This is a genomic window from Campylobacter sp. W0014, from assembly GCF_020135975.1.
Classification (GTDB): domain Bacteria; phylum Campylobacterota; class Campylobacteria; order Campylobacterales; family Campylobacteraceae; genus Campylobacter_D.
In genome coordinates, this window is the sequence record NZ_JACHTR010000042.1 from 1 (window position 1) to 5,029 (window position 5,029).

The 5,029-nt window shown below is 31.9% G+C and carries 4 protein-coding genes; 1 reads left to right on the forward strand and 3 read right to left on the reverse strand.

Features of this window, described 5'->3' with window-relative positions; translation table 11 throughout:
* The 3 genes from H2277_RS08585 to H2277_RS08595 all read right to left on the reverse strand — a co-directional run.
* Positions 1-988: asparaginase (locus H2277_RS08585; protein ID WP_337201906.1), on the reverse strand; the 988-nt coding region annotated here is incomplete at its 3' end.
* Positions 985-2,586, reverse strand: a complete 1,602-nt coding sequence (gene recJ / locus H2277_RS08590; protein WP_337201907.1) for a single-stranded-DNA-specific exonuclease RecJ — start codon at positions 2,584-2,586, stop codon at positions 985-987. The genes H2277_RS08585 and recJ, both read right to left, overlap by 4 nt.
* Positions 2,573-4,207 carry a CTP synthase gene (locus H2277_RS08595; RefSeq protein WP_337201908.1) on the reverse strand — a complete coding sequence of 545 codons (1,635 nt, stop codon included), beginning with the start codon at positions 4,205-4,207 and terminating at the stop codon, positions 2,573-2,575. The genes recJ and H2277_RS08595 overlap by 14 nt, the downstream gene beginning before the upstream one ends.
* A gap of 121 nt (positions 4,208-4,328) precedes the next feature.
* Here H2277_RS08595 and thyX point away from each other — a divergent pair, with 121 nt between their 5' ends.
* Entirely contained in the window at positions 4,329-4,952 is a 624-nt protein-coding gene (thyX, locus tag H2277_RS08600) for an FAD-dependent thymidylate synthase (RefSeq protein WP_337201909.1), read from the forward strand.
* Positions 4,953-5,029: the final 77 nt, after the last annotated feature.

Genomic DNA, 5,029 nt, shown 5'->3' on the forward strand with positions numbered 1-5,029 from the left:
AGTAGGTTTGGAAGAAATTTTGAATTATTTTAGAATTTTTGGTTTTGGTAAGTGCTAACATAAGTAAAATTCTAGCTTTTTGTGGATTTAAATTTTGAGTGCAAATAAAACCGAGATCTTCATCTTCTTTGCTTAAAATAACTTCTCCTGCTTGTATGCGTGAGCTGATAGCAACGATAAGATTTTTTTTCATAAGCTCTTTTAATATATTTTTTTGATTTTCATGGATATTTCCCGATCCACTTCCTGCTATCACCAAAGCTTGAGTTCCATTTTCAAATAAAGCTTTTGCTGCAACGCCACTTCCATCATTAGAATAGGTATAAAGTATATCAACTTTGGGCAAGTCTTCAAGATGATCGATATCAAATGGAGTATTTTTAGTATGTAATTTTTCAATTGTGTTATAAAAATATACTTTTCCATCTAAAATATACCCCAAATCTCCAAAATTTGGAGAAGAAAAAGCATCCAAATTTAAAGTATGAGTTTTTACTGCTGCTCTAGCACTTAAAATTCGATCGTTCATAACAATCATAACGCCTTTATTTTGAGATTTTTTATTAATGGCTAAAGCCACAGCATTATAAAGATTTTTAGATCCATCTGCACTCATAGCTGTAGAAGGACGCATGGCACCCGTTAAGATAACCGGTTTATTGCTTTTAATGGTTAAATTTAAAAAATACGCAGTTTCTTCCATAGTATCTGTTCCATGGGTTACCACAACAGCATCTATTTCATCTTTAGTTAAAAGCTTATTGATTGTTTTGGCGAGATTTAGCTGAATTTCATTAGACATATTAGAGCTATCTATATTGGATATCTGATAACCTATAATTGTTGCAAATTCTTTAATTTGTGGCACAGCATCAAGCAAAACTTCTATATTTAAAGCTCCCGCTTTATAGCCTGTTGTCATAATAACATCATCAATAACTCCTGCTATAGTTCCACCTGTTGCTAAAATTGCAATTTTTGGTTTCATTGATCAATCCTGCGTATCTTTTCTTCGGTTAAAATTTCTTTTATGATAAATTGAGGGGTTAAAAGTCCTCTGAATTCATTTTTAGAAATACTCCCTAATATATTAATATTTTCATCAATACTTGGCTCTTTATCAAAATTAAAAAACAAAGCTTCAACAACCTTATTTTCCTTGGATAAAACTAGTTTTAAATGTTTTTCATTTTTTCCTAAAATTTTTTTATTTTTCACTTTTAGATTTTCTAAGACAAAAAAAGGGCGGGGGTTTTTATGCCCAAAAGGTTCGAAAGATTCTAAAATTTCTAACATTTCAAAATCAATTTCATTTGGATCTAAAACCCCTAAAATTTCATCAGTATCTAAAAATTCATTATCAGGAATTTTTGCACATTCTTGCTGGATTAGAATTTTAAATTTTTCAAAATTTTGAGCATCTAAACTCATACCAGCAGCGCCTTTATGTCCTCCATAATTACTCAATAGAGAATTGGCCTTAGAAATTAAAGATAAAATATCAATCTTTCCAACACTTCTAGCACTACCTTTTAAATAATCCTCATTTTGAGAAAACACGAAAGCAGGTTTGTTAAAATGTTTAGACAAACGACTTGCTACTATACCTAAAACCCCTTCATGCCAATTTATCCCAGATACTACGATGCAAGAATCTTGATCGTTAATTTGACTTAAACTTTCTTCAAAAAGCTGCTTTTCTTCGTCTTTTCTATTTTCATTAAAATTAACAATCTGTTCTAGATATTCTAAGGCTTTATTTAAATCTTTGGTATGTAAAAATTCATAAGAAATACTAGCATCATCCATTCTTCCAGCACTATTAATAAGCGGAGCGATTAAAAATCCTATGCTATCTAAAGAAAATTTATCCTTTTGATAATAATTTTTAATAGCTTTAAAAGCTGCTCTTTTAGACTTGTTAATAAAATCAATGCCTCTTCTTACTAAAGCGCGGTTTAAATCTCTAAGCTCCATCATATCAGCAATTATAGCAATGGCTAATAATTCTAAAAATCGACTCATATCGTATTTCAGCTTACAAACCTCTTTTAAAGCAGCGATCAAATACCATGCCACTTGTGCTCCGCAAATTTCAATATCTGGAAATTCGCAATCTTTTTGCTTAGGATTGATTATCGCAAATGCATCGGGCAAAATATCTTGAGGCATGTGATGATCAGTAATGATTAGATCGATATTTTTTTCTTTGCAAAGTTTAGCAGCTTCAAGTGCTGCTATGCCATTATCTACAGTAATGATTAAATCGACATCAAGCTCATTAATAATTTCAGAATTTAACCCATACCCATCTTTAAAGCGATTTGGAATTCTAACAATATAATCAAAACCTATATCATCAAAAAATTCCGCCATAATCACACACGATACTATGCCATCAACATCATAATCGCCCACAATAGCAATTTTTTCATTTTTTTCTATCGCAGTTTTTATGCGTTCTGCTGCTTTGTAAGTGTCTTTTAAGCAGCACGGCAGTGGCAAATCACAAAGCTTGGTATGAAGATCTTTTTCGAAACGTGAAGCTAAAATTTTTTTAATTTCACTTTTATCAATCTTTTTCATATTCGATTGCCGCCTCAATAAATCCAAAAATCACTGGATTTGCATGCTCTAATCTTGAAGTAAATTCAGGATGAAACTGCACGGCTAGGAAAAATGGATGCGAATTTAACTCTATAGCCTCTATAAGTCCTTGACTTTCTCCACTTACAATAAATCCATTATCTTCAAAATCTTTACGGTATTTTGGATTGGCTTCATAACGATGACGATGACGCTCTTTTACGCTTTTTGCATTGTTATAAACTCTTGCTAAAATTGTTTTAGGCTTAACCTCACACTCATAAGCACCCAAACGCATCGTTCCACCCAAAGGTGTTTTAGCGGTTCTAATTTGTTTTTTTCCATTAGAATCAATGAATTCATCAATCAAATAAATAATAGGATTTTCACATTTTTCATCAAATTCGCTTGAATTAGCATCCTTTAATTTTAAAACATTTCTAGCAAATTCTACTAAAGCTAGTTGCATACCCAAACAAATTCCTAAAAAAGGAATTTTGTTTTCTCTTGCATAATTAATCGCTTTTATTTTGCCCTCTACACCACGATTTCCAAAGCCTCCCGCAACCAAAATTCCGCTCACGTCTTTAAATGCTTCAGATGATTCTAAATTTTCAAGCTTTTCACTATCAATCCACTTAAGCTCCACTCTCGTATCAAGTGCCGCACCTGCATGTATAATAGCTTCAGTAAGACTTTTATAACTTTCTTTTAAATCAACATATTTTCCTACAAACGCAATTTTAACTTCATTACTTGGTGCAATCACCCTTTTTACCAAGCTATTCCAATTTTGCATATCAGGTTTTGAGATTTTAAGATCTAATATACTTGCAATTGGATTTAATATATCTTGTTTTAAAAAATTAAGCGGAATTTGATAAATACTTGCTGCATCTATACTTTCTATGACACAATTTTTTTCCACTCCACAAGAAATAGCGATTTTGTCTTTTAAATCCCTATCTAAAGATTTTTCACTGCGACAAATTATCATATCAGGACTGATTCCTATGCGTCTTAATTCTCCTACGCTATGTTGAGTAGGTTTAGTTTTTAATTCCCCTGCCGCCTTTATAAAAGGTACTAATGTAAGATGTATATTCATGGCATTATTTTTGCCCACTTCCAAACGTAAAGCACGAATGGCCTCTAAAAAAGGAAGACCTTCTATATCACCAACCGTTCCTCCAATCTCTACAATTAAAATATCTTTTCCTTCACCGGCTTTTTGGATACGATCTTTAATCTCACCCACGATATGAGGAATAACTTGGATCGTTTTTCCAAGATATTCTCCACGCCTTTCTTTTTCAATAACGCTTTGATAAACACGTCCTGTTGTAAAATTATTATCTTGAGACAAACTTTCATCTAAAAAACGCTCATAATGCCCTAAATCCAAATCCGTTTCTGCCCCATCATCGGTTACAAAAACTTCTCCATGTTCAAAAGGACTCATAGTGCCAGGATCGACGTTAATATAAGGATCTGCTTTAAGTATGCTTACTTTCAAACCTGAATTTTTTAAAAGTGTAGCAATGGAGGCTGCAGCTATCCCTTTTCCTAAAGAGCTTAAAACCCCACCAGTTATAAAGATATATTTTGTTTGTTTTTTCATTGCTTTAATCAACCTTATTTTTTAATTTAATTATAACTTGATAAAACTTTTTATTTCATTAGAATTTTAAGTAAAAAATGCAAGAATTATAAAAATAAAAATTCATTTTCAAGGAAAAATTATGAAAATCACTTTACTTTTTCACACTCCACTTTCTGTATGTTCTCATGCAACAAGAACTTGTTGGCAAAGTTTTGAAAAGGGTGATTGTGGTGGCGAAAAAGATAAAGAACTTATTGATCGCGTTGGCAATAAATTTAAACATGCCTCAACTTTAGAACATTTAAATTATACTTTTTATATCCAAGGAATTTCAAGAGCTTGTTTGCAAGAAGTTGCACGTCATCGCCATACTAGCCCTAGCGTAAAAAGCACAAGATACACTTTAAAAGAACTTCGCAATGAAAATAAATTTAAAGTCGGAGATTTTGAAAATGCCAGTCGATATTTAGTCCTTTGTGGAAATGAAGAGGTGGATAATGCTAGTATTAAAGCATTGGAAAATTTAAGACTGATCTTGCAAAAAAGCATTAGCTTGGATATAGCCAAATACTGCTTACCAGAAAGCTATAAAACTGAACTTACTTTAACCATAAATGCTAGGAGTTTGCAAAATTTCATTTCACTTCGCAGCTCAAAATCCGCTCTTTGGGAAATTAGAAATTTAGCCAATGCTTTATTTGAAGCTTTACCAGAAGAACATCAATTTATTTTTGAACATTGCTTGCATAAAGATGCAGAATAATTGCGAGTTAATTTTTATTTTAATGTAACAGTGCTTAGCTATTTCAACACCATAAAGTCTCTTTAGTGATTTAATCA

Coding starts and splice junctions, on each gene's coding strand:
- recJ (WP_337201907.1), bottom strand. CDS start 2,586: ATGAAAAAGATTGATAAAAGTGAAATTAAAAAAATTTTAGCTTCACGT.
- thyX (WP_337201909.1), top strand. CDS start 4,329: ATGAAAATCACTTTACTTTTTCACACTCCACTTTCTGTATGTTCTCAT.
- H2277_RS08595 (WP_337201908.1), bottom strand. CDS start 4,207: ATGAAAAAACAAACAAAATATATCTTTATAACTGGTGGGGTTTTAAGC.